The sequence below is a fragment of the Paenibacillus taiwanensis DSM 18679 genome (assembly GCF_000425125.1).
Classification (GTDB): Bacteria; Bacillota; Bacilli; order Paenibacillales; family Paenibacillaceae; genus Paenibacillus_B; species Paenibacillus_B taiwanensis.
Map to the genome: position 1 here is coordinate 1 of NZ_KE384307.1, position 16,295 is coordinate 16,295.

The window sequence follows — 16,295 nt, forward strand, 5'->3', positions numbered from 1 at the left end:
GGTAGAAAAGCTCTTGAAACCTTTTGTGACAAGTGGAAAGCAGCTTATCCCAAGGTCATTAAATCTCTATGTGAGAACCCTTATATGTTCACGTTCTACGGCTTTCCTAAGCCTATCTGGAGAAGCATTTATTCAACGAATCTCATTGAATCATTCAACAAACAGATTAAGAAATACACCAAGCCAAAAGAACAGTTTCCACATGAAGAAGCATTAGAAAAGTTCTTGGTCGCACAGTTCGAAGACTACAACCATCGATTTGCTACTCGCTGTCACATAGGCTTTGATCAAGCACGTGTCGAACTCCAAGCCATGTTCATCACCAAGGACTAACACTATCTTCTACAAGAGAAGGTTATCTTCATTTACACATAAATCTTGACGCTACCAGTTTTCACTTGTGTTATATAAAGATGGTTTATCGTTATATGTAACTAATGAAGAAGCTCTGGAAGTAATCAAGAATGGCAGGGTATTGTTTCATATAAATAAAAATAAAGAGTTATCAAGAATTGATCTGGTGAATTTGACTTTTGATGAAATAAATATGATTGTTGAGGCATTGAAAGTTGTATAGTTCAACAAATTTTGAATCCACGGGAGGTAGACATGGCTATAATTAAAATTTGGGGTAAAGATCTTGTCTGTAGCTGTTGTGGAAATACGGACTGGGACCATTCCAAGATTAGAATTACAATTTGGGATATTAGTATGGGGGAAGAAGAGTCAGAACAGTCAAGGTATCTATTTAACTGCACACGATGTGGCATGGAAATGATGTTTGGCAAGATTTATGATTGGGATAATAGTCGTCTAAATATAGTTATTGTTGAAGAAGAAACTAAAGATATATCTACTTGAACCACGTGAGAGTTTGCTACACATTCCTTTCAACACTAAACAGCAATGCTTCCCCTATAACAAACAGATTGTTGGTATCTAGGTCTCACAAACAAGCAAGGTGAAAGCTTAACTAATACAGGCACTTGAAGCTGGACCATCCCTAGCTTCCTCATTCCATTACATCAAACTTGAAAAGAAAGAGAGATTATTATTGCTAACCACTATTGATTTTACACCTGGTAAAATAACCTACAATGAATTTCATTTTGAACCACAACTTCCCTTAGCCGAACAGATATGGTCATTAAAGCATGATATTTTGCAAGTGGCTTTTGAAGATGAACGATTTATTCTGGATGTAGGTTGGCTTCCTGAGTTTGATGTGGAGCGAGGCAACTTTATTGTGGTCATCGTAGAAAACTATGATTGGGATCATCCCATATATGAAAACAAAACAAACGAGATGTTTGCACTTACAACGTACATAGAAGATGCTATAACATTGATAAGAAGACGTATAACCTTATAAATGAATTAAATCCGACTCAAATGATCCACAGTAAGGGGGGCGTATATTGTTTTCCTGTTACTATGGCTGTTGAACCCCACATGAATATTCTTTGATTAGGTTTGGAGGCTAATATTTGCGATACCAAGAGACTTTGCTGTTTTTTCATGAATTATTCCATAGGCAGGCAGTTGCTAGTGGCGATATCGTTCACCTCGTTAACGCTGCACTATTCCATTTGTCTAACGAGGAGAAAATTCAATTACATAATAATTTGACTGACGCAGCTCTAAATGGGCTGTATCCCTTGCTTGATCAGTTGCTCTTGCCTACGGAAGCGAAGGAACACATGATGTACAAGTATTTTTTAGTTGTATCTAATGCAGCAGCACAACAGCAGGTAGACAGTAGATTACTCCTGCAAATTTGTAGTGAGCATGATCGAACTTCTTATGTGGCATTTGAAAGCTTGCTAATATCTCTGCTAAAAGAAGACCGAATTCACGAAAGTGACCTCACCATACTTGAACATATCCATACGAAGGCAATAATAAAAGAGACATTTGCAAGTAAAATGCGCGCTCAGACCGCGAGCGGCAAACAGTTGTCTCCGAATGATGTGAAGAAGCTGCTGGAATACGAGAAGTATGCCATGTTACAAGAAGCTTTGTTGCAAAATGACGTTGCATACGAAGCACTATCCTTGTTTGTCCTGCCAAACAAAGGGGAGCGTAACTATAAATACAAAAATAGACTGCATTTATGTGCTTCACAGATGTTAAGGAAATAGGTTGACATTTATCTCGAAAACATATATCTTGAAATAAAGATAATAAACATAACCAAGTAATCATTCGTTCAATTCATTATTTGAAACATAAGTTTAGGTCAACATATAATCAGGAGGATGATCCGTCATGGAATTAAAGGGACTTCATCACGTATCAGCGTTAACGGCGAATGCGGCCGCCAACTTTGAATTTTACACGCAGGTTATGGGCATGCGCCTCGTCAAAAAGACCGTCAACCAAGATGACACATCCGTCTATCACCTATTCTATGGTGACGATCAAGCAAATCCAGGGACGGAATTGACGTTTTTTGAAATTCCAAACGCAGGGCGAAATCGGGACGGAGTGGATAGCATCTCGGGGACCTCACTCCGTGTTGCGAGTGATCAAGCTTTGTCATACTGGAAGCAGCGTCTGGAGCAGTTTGACGTGGAGCATGAAGAGATTAAGCAGCGCTTCGGTCGAGCGACGCTTGCGCTCCGTGATCCGGAAGGCATGCGTCTTATACTCGTCTCAGACGAGAGGAATACGGGAGTAGCCGGCGGAATACCATGGGCAGGCAGTGCTATCCCGCAAGAGTTTGGCGTTGTTGGCTTAGGTCCGGTGCAGCTTACGGTGCGGGAACCGGAGGCGACCGCCTATGTCCTTACCGAAATTATGGGTTTCCAGTTCAAGGGAGCTTATCCTGCTCTAGTAGAAGGTCAACCTGACATTCAGGTATATGAGACTGGGCAAGGGGGCACGGGAGCAGAGGTTCATATTGAGCCGCGCACAGACCTTGCTGAAGAGCGCCTTGGACGGGGCGGTGTTCACCACGTTGCGTTTCGGGTGGAAAATGAGGCAGAACTGCGCAAGTGGGTAGACCACATTCAAGACATGCGCCTGCCAAGCTCTGGCTTCGTAGATCGTTATTACTTCGGCGCGTTATATTTCCGTGAGCCAAACGGTATTTTGTTTGAGCTATCGACGGATGGCCCGGGATTCGACGTGGACGAGGATATGCTTCGTCTAGGTGAGAAGCTGGCGCTGCCGCCGTTTTTGGAGGAAAAACGAGAGCAGATTGAAGCAAAATTAAAACCTTTGGTTACGACATAAATAAAGCAGCACGCAATAAGAGAAGTGAACGGCACACCAGTTATAGGAAGCATGTAAGGTTAGCCCGAGTTAACAATAAAGCAGGAGGGCATCCCGTCCATTGGATACCCTCCTGCCTATGTTCATGCTAACGGGTGTACAAGTACATTACACGCTAACTCTATTTAGTTGTTGGCTTCGCTTTCCCTTGCTCAATGGCAATCGTTCCTTTCCAATTGCCTGTTGTGTTGCCGATCCGATTCACATCCACTTTCAGGAAGACCGATTGAGGCAGACTTTTGCCGCTAGTGACAAATGCAAGCACCCCTTCAGGCTTATCCTGATCTGCAATGCCCGTGTCCAGCTCAGCCCCTGTCACATCTGTCGGGTGGAAAGGCAGGTTGTCATGATCGCTGTCAAGGAAATTTAACACGCTAAAGCCTTCGTGCTGAGGCTCCTGATAAGTTGGTTTGTCTACCTGACGGCCCTCCTTTTTTGCCATCTGACAGTATATTTAACCCCGTTGTATCAAACTCATATGGAACCAAGCTGCATCTTGCTGTTCAATACGGTAATGAATAAGTATTTTAGTATCTTCCACAACCATTTCTTTAAAATGAATCGTAAGGCCTTGATCGGTAATTTTCTGATCGATCAGGATAGATAGACCTTTGGACAAGGCATCCTTAACGCCTCGATCAACCAAACCATTCAGGTTGGCTTCCTCCTTGGCAAAGTACGAGCCACTAAACGCGTAAGCCCCAGTCGGGATAATAACCGCTGCCAAGCAAAGAGCAATTATTTTCTTTTTCATTGTTTTATGCTCCTTTTGCTGATGATGATAAATACATGACCGTTTGACACGCTCGTCAAGTTCAGGAGGTGTATGAAGCTGATTGATTCGGTAAGACTTTGCTTAATTTTGTTTGAGATAGACATGTTCGGACATTCCCTCCTGTTGAAGCTGCTGGTTATACCGTTTGCGTATTTGTTTTAGCGCCAGATGAGTTCTTGATTTCACCGTGCCTATTGGGACCTGAAGCAAGGATGTCTCTATAGAGGTAAAATTACCACTCTTCGTATGTTGGATTAACCACCATCCTGTAACAACAACAGCAGCACAGCACAAAAAAGCACCAGCGAGACAGATTGAAATATGACCCGCAGTTGGTCACTTTTTTCAAAGTGTCCATCTTACGGTTCACAGTTCAAATTGACCGTACAGATTGGTCTGCCAAGCGGTGCCTGTGGCTAATTTATATAATCAATAGTAGTTTAGGGATCAGCTCAATAAAATGCAGTCATAACATGATTTAAGATGTCAAATATGCTAGGATTTATTGCTGTGCCTTTTCCTTTGGCCATAGCGTATAGCTGAAGCTCCAAATAAAGTCAATCAACAAAATAATCGTCCACAATCGCGCCGTTCCAAGCATCGTATCGGTTGTCGCTGGGCGGTCTACGATCCAGATGATGCCGCCCAATAAGGCGATGCCGATCGACCCTGCAAGCACATGTCGATACCAGCCAAGTCGTTCTTTCTTGGCTCGTGAGAGGTAAGCTTGTCGGGGCGGCTGGGCTGGTTGCTGGGAGCTTCCGCCGAATAGATGAATAAAGCGTTTGTCGGCCCATTGCACCATACTTTTGCCGAAGGCAATCGTAGCTCCAACGTACACCGCAGCCAAGCTGTGGAACACATTAGCTTCAGCGCCGTTACGAAGATCAATGACCGTAAAGGCTATTAACAGCACATCGATAACAGGTGTACATAACAAGAAGATGGCACCAAGGGTAGGTTGTCTTAATTTATATCTCACAAACAAACCTAACAAAATAAAAATCCAAAATCCGATTTCGCAAGCCAGGATGAGCCAGCCAATCATAACGCCACTCCTTTTTAATACAGTTGTATTATTTAATTTAGCACGACTGTATTAAAAAGGCAATATCGGTTATACTGAGAGCATGCCTAAAATTGTAGATCATCTCAAACAGAAAGAAAAATTGGCGGAAGCCACGTGGAGAGTTATTTTGCGAGACGGACTGGAACGTGCATCCGTACGCAACATTGCACTAGAAGCTGGAATATCCGTAGGCTCCATGAGACATTACTTCTCCACCCAATCTGAGCTCATAGCCTTCTCGATGCGACTTGTTTCTGAGCGGGTGAAGCACCGGATTAGCAGCATTTCGTATACGGGCAATACGCTAGAAGACATTGAACTGTTGCTTTGCGAGATTTTGCCTATGGATGAAGAACGTAGCGCGGAAATGGAGGTATGGCTTGGCTTTACGGCCAAAGCGCTAGTAGATCCGACTCTTCATACGTTGAGCAGCGAAGTGTATGAGGAACTAAGACGGGCTATTTCAAGTGTGATTGAAGCATTGATCACGTCGGGACTGGCACATGAAACATTGGATCGTGAGGTGGAGACGGAGCGTTTCTATGCCGTTATTGACGGTCTGGCGGTACATGCCGTTGTGATGCCGAGCCGTCTGAGCCCGGACATGATCAGGGCCGTTATAGCTGCTCACTTACAATCTCTATGTAAGTGATTGGGGTATATTAGAGCTTGGAAGTACATAATAGGCAGTCATTGTATCCTGCTGCCAACTATGAAGCCGCCTGAACCACGGTGATAAGTGGATCTGACGGCTTTGTTGCGGGAGCACCCAGAGGCAGATACGATTCGTCTTGTGTATCGGGGAGGGACGGTCATGGATCAAGACTTTGAAGCAGGTATCGTCTAGGCGACTGGAAGAGCGGAATTTGGCGCTGTCTTAGTGGTTCAGCCCGAACAAGCTATTCTATGGAAGCATTTACTGTAGAATCACAGAAATGGTGAGGGTTGTCTAGCAGAACCACAACAGCAAAGGGGGACGCCGGATGTTCGATTTTATGACGCCGTTCTATTTGCATTACTATAATAGCCGCGCATGGATGGATACTTATTGGATGGGACATCCCGTATATAAATGTCCATTGGATTTGTTTCTATACCAGGAAATTCTTTTTACCGTAAAGCCGGACATCATTGTGGAATGCGGAACAAATGTAGGCGGAAGCGCACTTTACTTGGCCCAGATGTGTGATCTCATGAACAAAGGGCGAATCATTACCGTCGATATTGTAGAGTTCGAACGGACCAAGCACGATCGTATTACTTATCTGACAGGAGATTCAGCTTCCGTAGATACGTTTAATCGTATTAAACAATTCATTAATTCAGGGGATGTCGTATTGGTCATTTTAGATTCAGATCATACAGAACAGCATGTCTATAAGGAATTAATGCTGTATCATCAACTCGTTACAGTAGGCAGCTACGTCATTGTGGAAGATACCATCTTGGGTCATCCCGTATATCCTGAGCTGCTGCCAGGACCGATGGAAGCAGTAGCCCGATTCCTTCCCGATCATGATGAATTTAGGATCGATAAGAGTAAACATAAATTTCATCTCACGTTTAACCCAAATGGTTATTTACAGCGAGTGAAGTAGGGGATCAAGGATTAACTGTTGACCAGCAGCGATCAATGAGAACAATTGCTAGGGCTGACAAAGCCCTTTTCTTTTTGATTTAAGGCATGGTCTTTTCGTTTTAGGAATAGAGGGTATACTATACCTAAGGGCTTTTATTTACTTTTACATGGAAAGAGGTTCAATTGATGTCAACCATTCACACATTATCTCATCAGGCCAGACCTAGCCTAGGGGTGACTATAAACAAGTTTATTAAGGAAGTACAAGGCACCATTTACAAACCTTATACGGAAGCAGAAGTGGAACGAATTACAACTAAGGTGAAGTTGTTCTATGAATACAGTAAACCGACCAAACAAACGTCGTATTATGCAGAAATAAAGGGAAAACTTAGCGATCCACAATTTATGATGGATTTGACGGAAGAAGTCAGACGTTTTCTTGATAACCGCCCTACACAAGCGCGGTATGATGAATACATAAATTTATGTGCACAGTATCAGCTAACACCAAAGGTTATAGCTAACAAGCAGAAGCTAGAGGCGAGAATGGACAAAATAATGAGTACAAATGGTGAAACACAGGATATCAAATGAACATGCACTAATGTTAGTTAGACTGACCTTTAGCACAGAAATATACATTGTGCAAACCAATTATTAATGGTAAGTTATTTGTAATTTTTAGGAACGGAGGGTTCATGTAATGGCATTTTACAGATTCCGATTGAACGCTATTTGCAATTAATTGCATAGTGCTTTTAATTCTGCCTTGTGCAGGATATCGGGATAGGTATGTCTATTGACATGAATTCTTATCATAAATGGATAGGTCTTCAACGTTGGAGAAGAGCTAAGAGAGTCGAGCATGGAACTTGCGGCGTGGCCGTATATGTTGCGTAGGTTGTATTCTTTTGGCTCTGAACTTCATAGTCTCCGTCATGAATCTCCGTCATAAATCTCAGTCGTGGATTGAATGACTTCTATTCCGATATACCTGTGCACAGACAGAAGTGTTTGTGCTTTTTATGTTGTTTTGGGACTATAAACAGGTATGAATTAGAGGAGAGTACACTTATGACAACGATGAATCCCGATAAAATAACGAATTTGTTGCAGCTTGCAGAGAAGCATGGCTTAAAGTTGGATGCTCATACAATTAGCATAAATGAATCTGGAATGGATTTTATCGTCGGCTTTGCAAATGATGAATCCGGTAAAGCATGGGTATTAAGGGTGCCGCGCCGTGAAGATCCGTTGGAACGTGCTGGCTATGAAAAGGACGTACTTGCATTAGTGAGTCGCCATTTGCCAATTGCTGTGCCGCAATGGCATATTCATACAGATGAACTAATAGCTTATCCCAAATTGGAGGGGAATCCCGCAGGCACCATAGATCCGGAAGCGCGTCAATATGTGTGGCACATTAATCCAGAGGCGTTAAAGCCAGCATTTATCGTATCGCTAGCTCAGTCACTGGCAGCTTTGCACAGTATTGATTATCAGGAGGCTGCTGCGCGAGGTATCCGGGTACTAAGCCCGCAAGAGGTGCGAACTTCGCTGATCATGCGAATGCAGGAGATCAAGCAGAAGATCGGCGTCTCGGATGAACTGTGGCAGCGCTGGCAGGCTTGGACCAGTGATGACTCCTATTGGCCGCAGCATTCAGCGCTTACCCATGGGGATATGCATGCAGGACACATATTGGTAGATGCTGAGGAGCGTGTAAGCGGGTTTATAGACTGGACGGAGGGACAAGTAGGTGATCCAGCAGCTGACTTCAAGCTGTGTCTGGCTACGTTTGGCGAGGATGTGCTTGAAGAATTGATCGAACAGTATGAAGCGGCAGGTGGTCGCGTCTGGCCGCGCATGCGCGATCACGTCGTGGAGATGTGGGCTGCATACGCAGTGGATGTGGCGGCATTTGCTTTGCTGACTGGAGATGAGGCGACGCTGGATATGGCGCGTTCGTTGCTTGGTGTAAACGATCAAGAGCAGCCAGAGAGTTAAAGCCTCAGGAAAATGGTGCAAAATGATAAAGGTCGAGCAGGCATACAGCCACTCGACCTTTACGTTTGTTTATTGTTATTGTTCCTCTAACGCGTGCATCCATTGCTCATACAACGGTTCTAACTTAGCCTGCACCATTTCTCGTTCATTGTGTAAAGCCGCGAGCTTACTCGCGTCCGAGGCGAGGGTGGGGCTTAGCATCGCTTCGTCCAACAGACGCAGCGACTGCTCCAAACAATGGATGTCCGCCTCTAATTGAGTCGGGTTCATCCCAAGGGAGCGCTTGCAGCCTCCAGACTTCGGATGCGGATAAGGAGGCTTGCTCATTTCACGCGTTTGAGCAGTTTCATTTGCAGCTTGAGCACGACTATTGTTTGCGCTATTTTTCCGTTGCTGGGAATAAAATTGCGGGTCGAGCATGCTGCCCGCTACACTGTGCTGCACAGAATTACTAGTGCCGTTGTTGTGCATAGCCAGTTCATGCTTAGCTTTGTAATCCTCGTAATTACCATGCACAGTGACCAACTTGCCTTGCTCGAGTGACCATATTTTCTTCGCTAACCGATTCATAAAGTAGCGGTCGTGTGATACGGCGAGCAGAGTTCCCGGGAAATCTTCGAGTGCTTCTTCCAATGCTTCGCGCGAATCGATGTCCAGATGGTTGGTCGGCTCATCCAACACGAGCAGGTTTGGCTGCTGATGCATGAGCAGCGCAAAGCGGAGCCGACTCCATTCACCACCAGAGAGATTACTTATCTTCTTAAACACATCAGCGCCACAGAAGAGGAAGCGGGCAAGACGACCTCGCGCTTCACCTTCTTCTATACCTGCAGCATGGCGATAATAGGACAGCACAGTAGCGTTCTCCTCTTCGGGAGCACTTTCCTGTGCCAAGTATCCGATATCAACCCGAGAACCAAGCCGAATTTCACCTTCATCAGGCTGCTCCGCCCCCAAAATGCATTTGAGCAGTGTGCTTTTGCCTGATCCGTTATGTCCGATAAGAGCCACATGCTCACCATAACATAGCAGCTCACTGGCCTTTCTAAACAGCATTCGGTCTTGATAACCTTTGCTAACGCCGTCCAACGTTAAAACCTCCACCCCAGAGCGATCACGCTGCTGCAAATTCAGCTCGATGGACTTCCGCTCCACTACCGGTCTTTTGATCTTGGTCATCCGGTCAAGTGCTTTTTGCATGGAAGCGGCTCGACGATGAAATTTAAGTGCATTTGCACGGTTTCCCCATTCGGTTAGCTGCTTAATTGCCTCTTGCATTTGTTTGATTTTCTTTTTCTGTTCTTGGTAATCTGCAAATTGCTGAAGCAGCCGAGCTTCCTTTTCCTGCTGAAAACCAGAGTAATGGGTATGGTAGGTGACGGCTTCTCCATCCTCAAGTTCAATTATTTTGGTGACGACTCGATCAAGAAAATACCGATCATGCGAAATCACGATAACGGTTCCCTCGTACGATTGGAGAAATTGCTCCAGCCAGTCAATGGCCATCATGTCGAGATGATTGGTCGGTTCGTCCAGCAGCAACAGGTCAGGTGATGCCAACAGCATTGCGGCCAGCCCAATCTTCGTTTTTTCCCCACCTGATAAAGATTGAAATGGACGTGTAAATTGGGATGCGGGTATACGTAAACCGCTTGTTACTTTGCCGATTCGAGCTTCGATTTCGTAGCCGCCAGCTCTTTCAAAGCGCTCTTGCAACTCGCCATATTGCTGTAGCCTTTGCTCTAACGTTTCACTTCCTTGACTGGGGTCAGCCATTAGCTGTTCCAGTTCACGCATGTTTGCCATCCACTGCATAGGTTCATGGAAAGCTTGATTTAGCACATCACGAACAGTGTCGTGCGCACCACATTGAGGGACTTGCTCCAGGTAACCAATTCTTGTCCCTTTCCGTATGGAGAGCTGTCCAGCGTCAGGTTTTTCGCTGCCGTTCAAGAGATGAAGCAGTGTAGTTTTGCCTGAGCCGTTGCGGCCGATCAGTCCTACGCGTTCGAACTCATTTATTTCACAGGTGACGTCCAGCAGAATGGACTGAGCGCCGAACCCTTTTTGGATTTGTTGGCATTGAATCATCATTTATATCTTCCTTCCTGATGACCCTAACTGCCGCTGCCTGCTTAAAAAGATGACAAAAAAGGCCGCAAGGACATGTCCTCGCGGCCTTTGGGCTGTTACATTCGTCCGTTAAGGCAGTGACAGGATGGTCATGTTGCTATAATGTGATATTTGGTTCGAATTTCTAAAAATGGACAGACGTATCCCGTTCTTAGAGGAATCATGAAAAATTCCTAGCAATTGCGAACGAAGCTCACTCAATAGCGTAGACCATACATGTAATTGCATCCTGTCACACCTCCTCCTAATAAATATATGGTTACATATTACCATAGACTGGATAACGTAGCAAGCACCTTGGGAGCCTATATGGGCTTCTGCGGAATCGTTGGACCGTTGGACGTACTAAATCGAATTGGTATGCATTCTAGGCACACAAAAAAATGCGCCACCGTAATCGCGCAAGTTGTCTTGTTTATCATCTGTCCATTGTAAGGTTAATTATATGAGCAATCTAATGGTGCCAGAAAGATTCAAGGTACTTCTTGTTCCAGCACATTCACATCCGTGGATTGAGGTTTGGTCCCGAGTGTAGAACTGTTTAACGCTTTAATGTTAAGTTGAAGATCGTGCATATAAGTCTGGATCGTTTGCATGAGTTTATCCTTGATTTCTTTCGTAATGTCTTGGACGTGATCTGACGTACAAAATACCGAGCAAGTTAGCGAACCGTTTACATAATGTTTTGATTCTTCCATAATCTGATTCATTTTTTCTTTGAAAATACGTTTAACGACTGGGCCTTCCTCTGACTTTATTTCGTAGTAACGATTGGTTTCGATTAAGAGCTTCCACTCCGAAATGTCGAAATTTAACTTGTCCTTATGCAAGGACCCCGTAATTTTAACAATTTTCATATCAGACTGACTCACTTTCTGAATACCCTCTTTACCCCATAATAATTTAATGGTATAAATATTTTCTTTCAAGCCTATAACCGTAAACAATTAGATAAAGATTTTATCATAATTTATCGAGCTTACAATAGATAAAGATGAATTTCAGCAAATACAAGGGTTTTGTCACCATTTTGTAGCAGAATTTTTAGGTATATTTTAGAATGGGGATAAAATTGAACGAATATTCGTTCTTGCTTGGCGTAATAAGCTTTGCCTCGTGTTAATATTTAACTACGCTAACCAATACAAGTGCAGTATGATTTAAAGGGTAAAAGCCACATGTTTGAGGCAAATAGAGCAAGTATAGCTGAAGGGTAGTATGTAGACATTTACAAGTTGTATTTCTGATCAGAAACTCAAATATTGAATAGGAAAGGCAGGAAAAAGAGATGACCGTACCTAAAATCAAAATGGCCATCGCGGGATTGGGACACATGGGACATTATATGATTCGTTTAGTTCAAAAGGAGGAATACAAGCAGCATATCACGTTAGTTGCGATTTGCGAGTCTAATGAGCAGTCGCGAAGAGATTGCGAGGCGCAGTATCCGGAGTTGGCATACTTTGCTGATTACGAAGCCTTGCTGGCAGGCGTGGAGTTCGATTTGCTTTACGTTGCTGTACCACCCGCTTACCATCACGACGTCGTAATGGCTGCGCTGGAGAAGCGGATTCACGTCTTTTGTGAGAAGCCTCTTGCTAATAGCGTGGAAGAGGCAAAGCAAATGTTGGACAAGGCAAAGGAAGCAAACGTTGTGCATGCTATTCACTTCTCGCTTCCTCATGAACCGACGATGCGTACACTGAAACGGAAGTTGGATAATGGTCAAATTGGCGCCATTCGTAAAATTGAGCTTGTGTGGCGATTTCCGAGCTGGCCGCGGAGCTGGCAGCACAATTCGTGGATTTCATCCCGAAAGCAAGGTGGATTTGTGCTGGAAGTAGGCGTGCATTGGATTCATGTTATTCAAAAATTATTCGGAAAAGTTACTCACGTGCAGAGCGAACTGGAGCTGTCAGAACAAGCGGATTGCTGTGAGATCGGTGTGGAAGCCAAGCTTCGATTGGCGGATGGGACACCAGTGTCCATCAATGGTATGTCAGGCTTTGCAGGTGAAGAACGGGTATCTATGATTATTCATGGAACAAACGGTACACTAGCTATTGAAAACTGGGCACAACTGCTGGAGGGAGAGATTGGACAACCGCTTCAAGTAGGTGAGATAGATGAAGGGACAGCACCTCACACGGTATTCCATTATGTAATGCAGGCGATCAGAGATCATAAGTCCCCTTTATTTGACTTTCAGGACGGTTATGATGCTCAAGTCGTGCTGGAGGCATTACGCCATCCAACTACTGCGGATTGGGTAGATATTCGAGAGGCTTAATGCTAATGTTGGCGTGACAGCACATTGCTTGTCGGGGCTCCCTATTTTATAATAGGCTAATATTGAGAATTGTTCTCAATTATGATATGTAAAATGAGAAAGTCCAATACGGCAGCAGAGGTAGACGTACACATGGAAAGTAAAGGCTATCAGGATATTTATACGCAATATTGGCGAGGTTTCCAGTTGCAGCCCCAAGTCCCCCTTACCGACAGTTCCATGACACTTTGTAGTCCTGTAGGTACGGGCGCTATTCGACGTCTGTCCTCCAATCCTAGGCTGGAAATCGTACATTCAGATTACCATCTAACTGGATTGCAGGAGGTTTATGTCTCGTCTCCAGCGGCAATGGTGGAGTTAAGTATCTGTTTGCAAGGGGCAGGGCAGGTAAAGGTATCGGGAGCACGACACGACATTTGTGAAGCTACTTGTTATTTACACTTTATGAAGCAATTTGATGCCGTGTTTGAATACGATAATCAAGTACCTATGCGTTCATTGGCTATTGGCATTCCCCTTGTAGAGTTTAACCGGCTCATGGATGGAGGATCGGATGGGCGGTCCATAGACTTCAATCGAGTGCTTGGGAAACGAGCTTTCCGCAGGTTCGAACTGCCGATGAACACATTCGCTGCCCATATCGTCCGTCAAATGCTTGAATGTCCATATCAGGATGCTGTGCGCAAAATGTATATAGAAGGCAAAGCTTTGGAACTGCTAGCCAGCTACATGCATATCTTTTTATTCGACAGGGAAGAACCTGCTGCTGCAAAGCTAAGCAAGCGGGACATCGATAAGGTGAAAGATGCTGCTCAAGTGCTGCTCTGTCATATGGAGAGCCCACCATCGCTGCTCGAACTTGCACGAATCGTCGGACTGAATGATTTCAAACTTAAACTAGGCTTCAAAGAGTGCTTTGGAACGTCCGCGTTTCGATACTTGCGTGATAAGCGGCTGGAGCACGCCATGAGCTTACTAAGGAAAGGCGATGTCAATGTGACACAAGCGGCGGGTCTTGTAGGATACGCCAATTTGAGTCATTTTACCGCAATATTCCGCGGAAAGTTTGGGCTTAATCCTTCCGAGGTGATGCGTCAGCGCGGGTAGACGGTTACTATAATCACTATTGTTTAACGCCACACATTTATGTGCTGGCGTTATTGCTGCGTCTAAAATCATAAAATGATAAAATACGCCAATTAATCCGTGTTGCAGTATTGTTATCCGTTCTCCGGTAGAAATAGCAGGTGAACAAGCGTAAGATGACATTTGTGCAAATGAGAATGATTATCAGAGGAGGGGTGCTGAATGAAGTTTGGTAGAGCAGGGGTTGTATGGATAACGACAATTATACTGTCAGTTTCATTGCTAGGCTGCAGTGCAGCGTCGAAGTCAGCAAAGGAACAAAATGATAATCCAACGAGCGGTGTGGGTGTGGCAACATCTGAAGGAACGGGAGGGCAGGCCAGCCCTGCGACGCGTGTAATTCAGGATGCTAAAGGAGAGGTTGAAATTCCAGTTCATCCAAAGCGGATCGCTGACATTTCCGGCTCGACGGAAGAACTGCTCATTTTAGGTTACAAGCCTGTCCTGACGGGCAACACAGATATGGGCGATCCTAAGCAGGTGACACCTATTTTGCAGGAAAAGCTAGGTACAGATGTTCAGATTGGCGGGTGGTTTCAGACGCCAGTAAATATCGAAGCGATCGTGGCAGCTGATCCAGATCTCATTTTGGCAGGGCCGACGCAAAGCGGAATGTACGAGGAGCTGCAAAAGATTGCTCCGACTATACGGGTGCCTTTCGGATTTAATGCCTTTCGTGAGCGTTTTGCATTTGTATCAAAGGCTTTGGATCAGGAGCAGGCGATGAGGGAGTGGCTCAAACAATATGATAACCGAGTGGAGCAGTTGCGAAGCCAGATTAAAAAGGTGACAAAGGAAGCGACGTTTGCGGTAATCGAGCCCACTGCAAAAGAAATACGGATTTATTCCAGCACAGGAGTAGCAGAGTTATTATTTGAAGATTTATTGCTGCCTAAAGCGCCTGGCACACCGGATCCTGACGGCTGGGGTGGCAAAGTAACAAGCCTAGAAGGACTGTCTACGCTTAATCCAGATCATATTGTCCTCATGTCGGATCATGAGCATAACGTCTTGGAGGGCAGCAAGCTGTGGACGGGACTTCAGGCAGTCAAGAGTGGACATGTGTATAGACTGACAACACGGCAAAATTATAATGAGGCTTTTACGGCATTTGGCAAGCAGGCTGTATTGGAGCAGGTGGCTGAGCAAATATTACGTCAGGCGCTGCCCTAGCCTAGCTCGAATGGTAGTGGAGTTCTCATGAACCTTGTACAGGGACTGTGCGGATACGCGTATGGATCGCGGTGCGTCAGTCCCTGAAAGTTTGTGATTAGCGCCAATTCGTTGATGAATCAGGAAGGAAATGGGAAGTTATAGGCCTTATTCCAAACTGGTTGGTTGTCCCCATTTGGTATCGTAAATCAACTTATCCAATTCTCTTCTTTTCTCCCAGTTATACGCCTCAAGTAGCGGCCGTTCTGGATAATCATCTGTATAGCCGATTGAAATAAGCGCTGTAGGGTCAATGTGAAGCGGGATGTTTAAAATGCGACGAATGTCGGGTTTCTTGTAGAAGCTGACCCATCCCATCGCCAGCCCCTCAGCATACGCCGCCAGCCACATATTCTGAATAGCACAACTGACGGACATAATATCGGTCTCAGGTATCGAGTTGCGGCCAAGCACGTGATCGCCTCCACGCGAAGGATCACATGTGATGCATACCGTTACCGGAGCCTCCAAAATACCTTGAATTTTGATCTCCATAAATTTGGTGTCGCGATCGGTGCCTTCATAGTGGATTGCCAAGGCACGGCGCTCACGGTCTACAACTTCAGCCAGCTTAGCTTTTGTTTCGTCATCTTTAATGACAATAAAGTTCCAAGGTTGCATAAAGCCTACAGAAGGTCCGTGATGGGCTGCTTCCAGCAGCTTCACCAACAATTCATCCGACACAGGCTGCTTTAAAAAAGTACGGATATCTCTACGGTTGTATATGGCTTTGTAAACGCCTTCTTTTTCTTCGTCGGACAATCTATTCATCGTCATGTCTCATACACCTCTTCTTGTGAAATGT

The 16,295-nt window shown here is 44.8% G+C and carries 20 protein-coding genes; 13 read left to right on the forward strand and 7 right to left on the reverse strand.

Features of this window, described 5'->3' with window-relative positions:
- The 6 genes from H509_RS25320 to H509_RS0114050 all read left to right on the forward strand — a co-directional run.
- A partial coding sequence (locus tag H509_RS25320; RefSeq protein ID WP_028545645.1) for a transposase occupies nt 1-333 on the forward strand: 333 nt, incomplete at its 5' end.
- A gap of 67 nt (nt 334-400) precedes the next feature.
- Entirely contained in the window at nt 401-577 is a 177-nt protein-coding gene (locus tag H509_RS27715) for a hypothetical protein (protein ID WP_157277727.1), read from the forward strand.
- Between the two features lie 32 nt (nt 578-609).
- Nucleotides 610-861 carry a hypothetical protein gene (locus H509_RS0114035; protein WP_028545646.1) on the forward strand — a complete coding sequence of 84 codons (252 nt, stop codon included), beginning with the start codon at nt 610-612 and terminating at the stop codon, nt 859-861.
- Between the two features lie 193 nt (nt 862-1,054).
- A complete protein-coding gene (locus H509_RS25325) occupies nt 1,055-1,372 on the forward strand; it encodes a hypothetical protein (protein WP_036697530.1) in 318 nt (105 codons plus the stop codon).
- A 115-nt stretch (nt 1,373-1,487) separates the two neighbouring features.
- Entirely contained in the window at nt 1,488-2,141 is a 654-nt protein-coding gene (locus tag H509_RS0114045; protein WP_028545647.1) for a hypothetical protein, read from the forward strand.
- Nucleotides 2,142-2,268: 127 nt separating this feature from the next.
- Nucleotides 2,269-3,237: a ring-cleaving dioxygenase gene (locus H509_RS0114050; RefSeq protein WP_028545648.1), complete on the forward strand. Its 969-nt coding sequence runs from the start codon at nt 2,269-2,271 to the stop codon at nt 3,235-3,237.
- Nucleotides 3,238-3,397: 160 nt separating this feature from the next.
- Here H509_RS0114050 and H509_RS28390 read toward each other — a convergent pair whose 3' ends face one another.
- The 3 genes from H509_RS28390 to H509_RS0114065 form a co-directional block, all read right to left on the reverse strand.
- On the reverse strand, nt 3,398-3,718 hold the full coding sequence (locus tag H509_RS28390) for a hypothetical protein (protein ID WP_245596089.1): 321 nt from the start codon (nt 3,716-3,718) through the stop codon (nt 3,398-3,400).
- Between the two features lie 12 nt (nt 3,719-3,730).
- A complete protein-coding gene (locus H509_RS28395; RefSeq protein WP_245596091.1) occupies nt 3,731-4,030 on the reverse strand; it encodes a DUF4179 domain-containing protein in 300 nt (99 codons plus the stop codon).
- Between the two features lie 523 nt (nt 4,031-4,553).
- A complete protein-coding gene (locus tag H509_RS0114065) occupies nt 4,554-5,099 on the reverse strand; it encodes a hypothetical protein (protein WP_028545649.1) in 546 nt (181 codons plus the stop codon).
- Between the two features lie 82 nt (nt 5,100-5,181).
- On the opposite strand from H509_RS0114065, the gene H509_RS0114070 reads away from it, so the two are divergent.
- The 4 genes from H509_RS0114070 (at nt 5,182) to H509_RS0114085 (ending at nt 8,709) form a co-directional block, all read left to right on the forward strand.
- Nucleotides 5,182-5,772 carry a TetR/AcrR family transcriptional regulator gene (locus tag H509_RS0114070; RefSeq protein ID WP_028545650.1) on the forward strand — a complete coding sequence of 197 codons (591 nt, stop codon included), beginning with the start codon at nt 5,182-5,184 and terminating at the stop codon, nt 5,770-5,772.
- 331 nt (nt 5,773-6,103) lie between these two features.
- Nucleotides 6,104-6,718 carry a CmcI family methyltransferase gene (locus tag H509_RS0114075; protein WP_036697534.1) on the forward strand — a complete coding sequence of 205 codons (615 nt, stop codon included), beginning with the start codon at nt 6,104-6,106 and terminating at the stop codon, nt 6,716-6,718.
- Nucleotides 6,719-6,885: 167 nt separating this feature from the next.
- Nucleotides 6,886-7,296, forward strand: coding sequence for a hypothetical protein (locus H509_RS0114080; RefSeq protein WP_028545652.1), 411 nt, complete (start codon nt 6,886-6,888; stop codon nt 7,294-7,296).
- A 480-nt stretch (nt 7,297-7,776) separates the two neighbouring features.
- Nucleotides 7,777-8,709, forward strand: a complete 933-nt coding sequence (locus tag H509_RS0114085; RefSeq protein WP_028545653.1) for a macrolide 2'-phosphotransferase — start codon at nt 7,777-7,779, stop codon at nt 8,707-8,709.
- Nucleotides 8,710-8,784: 75 nt separating this feature from the next.
- Here the strand turns inward: H509_RS0114085 and abc-f are convergent, their stop codons facing one another.
- The 3 genes from abc-f to H509_RS25335 all read right to left on the reverse strand — a co-directional run bounded on the left by abc-f (nt 8,785) and on the right by H509_RS25335 (nt 11,699).
- Complete coding sequence (gene abc-f / locus H509_RS0114090) at nt 8,785-10,803, reverse strand: ribosomal protection-like ABC-F family protein (protein WP_028545654.1); 2,019 nt, start codon at nt 10,801-10,803, stop codon at nt 8,785-8,787.
- Between the two features lie 108 nt (nt 10,804-10,911).
- Nucleotides 10,912-11,070, reverse strand: a complete 159-nt coding sequence (locus H509_RS27720; RefSeq protein ID WP_157277729.1) for an RAxF-45 family protein — start codon at nt 11,068-11,070, stop codon at nt 10,912-10,914.
- Between the two features lie 245 nt (nt 11,071-11,315).
- Nucleotides 11,316-11,699 carry a hypothetical protein gene (locus tag H509_RS25335; protein ID WP_157277731.1) on the reverse strand — a complete coding sequence of 128 codons (384 nt, stop codon included), beginning with the start codon at nt 11,697-11,699 and terminating at the stop codon, nt 11,316-11,318.
- Nucleotides 11,700-12,130: 431 nt separating this feature from the next.
- Here H509_RS25335 and H509_RS0114105 point away from each other — a divergent pair, with 431 nt between their 5' ends.
- From H509_RS0114105 to H509_RS0114115, 3 genes are all read left to right on the forward strand, one after another.
- Nucleotides 12,131-13,132: a Gfo/Idh/MocA family protein gene (locus tag H509_RS0114105; RefSeq protein WP_028545655.1), complete on the forward strand. Its 1,002-nt coding sequence runs from the start codon at nt 12,131-12,133 to the stop codon at nt 13,130-13,132.
- Between the two features lie 93 nt (nt 13,133-13,225).
- The gene (locus tag H509_RS0114110; protein ID WP_169450912.1) at nt 13,226-14,239 is read left to right on the forward strand and encodes a helix-turn-helix transcriptional regulator; all 1,014 of its coding nucleotides are present in this window, start codon (nt 13,226-13,228) and stop codon (nt 14,237-14,239) included.
- A 201-nt stretch (nt 14,240-14,440) separates the two neighbouring features.
- Nucleotides 14,441-15,451, forward strand: a complete 1,011-nt coding sequence (locus H509_RS0114115) for an ABC transporter substrate-binding protein (protein ID WP_028545657.1) — start codon at nt 14,441-14,443, stop codon at nt 15,449-15,451.
- Nucleotides 15,452-15,598: 147 nt separating this feature from the next.
- On the opposite strand, the gene bluB is transcribed toward H509_RS0114115, so the two are convergent.
- A complete protein-coding gene (gene bluB / locus H509_RS0114120; protein WP_028545658.1) occupies nt 15,599-16,261 on the reverse strand; it encodes a 5,6-dimethylbenzimidazole synthase in 663 nt (220 codons plus the stop codon).
- Between the last annotated feature and the right edge of the window lie 34 nt (nt 16,262-16,295).